The 2,041-nt window shown below is 64.1% G+C and carries 3 protein-coding genes; all 3 read left to right on the forward strand.

Annotated elements, in window-relative coordinates; genetic code table 11:
* A partial coding sequence (locus tag EOA29_RS34310; RefSeq protein ID WP_145969982.1) for an ABC transporter ATP-binding protein occupies positions 1-534 on the forward strand: 534 nt, incomplete at its 5' end.
* Between the two features lie 27 nt (positions 535-561).
* Positions 562-1,383, forward strand: a complete 822-nt coding sequence (locus tag EOA29_RS34315; RefSeq protein WP_126093755.1) for an IclR family transcriptional regulator — start codon at positions 562-564, stop codon at positions 1,381-1,383.
* A 110-nt stretch (positions 1,384-1,493) separates the two neighbouring features.
* A partial coding sequence (locus tag EOA29_RS34320) for a glutamate--tRNA ligase family protein (protein WP_245468688.1) occupies positions 1,494-2,041 on the forward strand: 548 nt, incomplete at its 3' end.

The following is a 2,041-nucleotide window of genomic DNA, read 5'->3' on the forward strand; positions in this document are numbered from 1 at the left end:
CGCATCGGCATTGCGCGCGCGCTTGCGGTCGAGCCGCAATTCATCGTCGCCGACGAACCGGTTTCGGCGCTCGATGTCTCCGTTCAGGCACAGGTGCTCAATCTGTTCGGCGACCTGCAAAAAAAGCTCGGGCTGACGTTTCTGTTTATCGCGCACGACCTGTCGGTGGTCGAATATCTCTGCGACGAAGTGGTGGTCATGTATCTCGGCCGCGTCATGGAGCGTGGGCCGAGCCGGCTTGTCTATGCAGCGCCGCGCCATCCCTACACCAGGGCCCTGCTCGCCACGGCGCCGGTGCCCGACCCGACGCGGCGTCGCACGCATACGCCCTTGCATGGTGATATTCCGAGCCCGATCGCGCCGCCGTCCGGCTGCGTCTTTCGCACACGATGCCCCGAAGCCATCGCCGCCTGCGCGCAAGCCGTTCCGCCGGTCGAGCATATTGGTGGCGGACACCATGTGGCGTGTATTCGCCACAATGAAAGACTGTCTGATCCAAATCGGGTTGACCGCCACCCGGGTGCTGTCCTTTAGATCATCGCGATCAACATTTGAGACCACATGACAGCCAACGTGAGAGATCAGGACCTGAGCCGCACTGAGATAGCCGCCGAACCGCGCCGGTCGCGCACCAGCGGCATCGACCGCGTGCTGCAGATATTGGACTGCCTGCAGCGGCGGGGGCGCCCGGCGACCGCGTATGAGATCGCGCGCGACATCGGCGCGCCGCTGTCGACCGTCTATGTTATCGTCGACGACATGGTCGAGAAGGAGCTTCTCGATCGCAAGGATGGCGGCCTGCTGTGGCTCGGGCCGAGGCTTTATCAGTACGGGCTGACCTACGCCCGCACGCTCGACCTGCTCAATGTCGCGACGCAGGAAATGCACGAACTCGCCCAGAGTTCGAAAGAAACCATCCAGATATGCGGTCGCGACGGCGACTATATGGTCGTTTTCGCCATGGAGGAGGGCAAGGATCATTTCCAGGTGACGTCGCGCGTTGGCACGCGCACGCCGCTCAACTGGACGGCATCTGGCCGGCTGCTGGTCGGTCACCTGCCGGAGGAAGAACGTCTTGCCATTTTTGCCCGCTCGGCGACCGCTTCGCCGACGGGACGCGCCGAAACGGACAAGCACGTGCTGGCCCAGGCATCGGCGGCGGCGCTGTCCCAGGGGCTTGCGATCCAGGCCGGCGAGTCGGACTTTTCGGTCGCCTGCATCGCGGCGCCGATCCGCGACAATCTCGGAGCGTGCCGGGCGACAATTTCGATCGTCGTGCCGGATGTGAAGGTCAGGCAAAAAGATCCCGATTTGACTTCGCTGGTCAGGCAGAGCGCCAAGCGGATCGAGGAGCGGCTGGGCTGGCGTCGCGCAGGCCCGTAACCGCTGACGTCCGACCGGCAGGCTTTTCATTTTAGGTGGCTTGCACTATCTGTTGCCCTTGCGCGGGGGCGTGTCTTGTCAACCGTAAAAGCATTCGTTACGCCCCGCTCATGACAGTTACCGTCCGTTTCGCCCCGTCGCCGACCGGCCGCATCCATATCGGCAATGCGCGCACCGCGCTGTTCAATTGGCTGTTCGCCATGAACAACAAGGGCCGCTACATCCAGCGCTTCGACGATACCGACGTTGCCCGCTCGACGCAGGAATTCGCCGATTCCATCCTCTATGACCTGCATTGGCTGGGCATTTTCCCGGACGCCACCGAATACCAATCGCGGCGCGTCGAGATCTACGATGCGGCGGTGGAGCGGCTGAAGGCGGCGCGCGTGCTTTACGCCTGCTACGAAACGCCCGAGGAGCTCGACCTGCGCCGCAAGGTGCGCCGCACGCGCGGCCAGCCGCCGGTCTATGGCCGCGAGGCGCTGACGCTGACGCCGGAGCAGGTGGCCGAATACGAGTCCGACGGGCGCCGGCCGCACTGGCGGTTTCTTTTGCCGAACTTCACCACCGATCCGCTGCAGCCGGAGCGGACCGAGGTGCACTGGAACGATCTTGTGCGCGGCGAGGAGACCGTCGATCTCGCCTCGCTGTCGGACCC

The sequence above is a fragment of the Mesorhizobium sp. M1E.F.Ca.ET.063.01.1.1 genome (assembly GCF_003998155.1).
Lineage (GTDB): Bacteria > Pseudomonadota > Alphaproteobacteria > Rhizobiales > Rhizobiaceae > Mesorhizobium.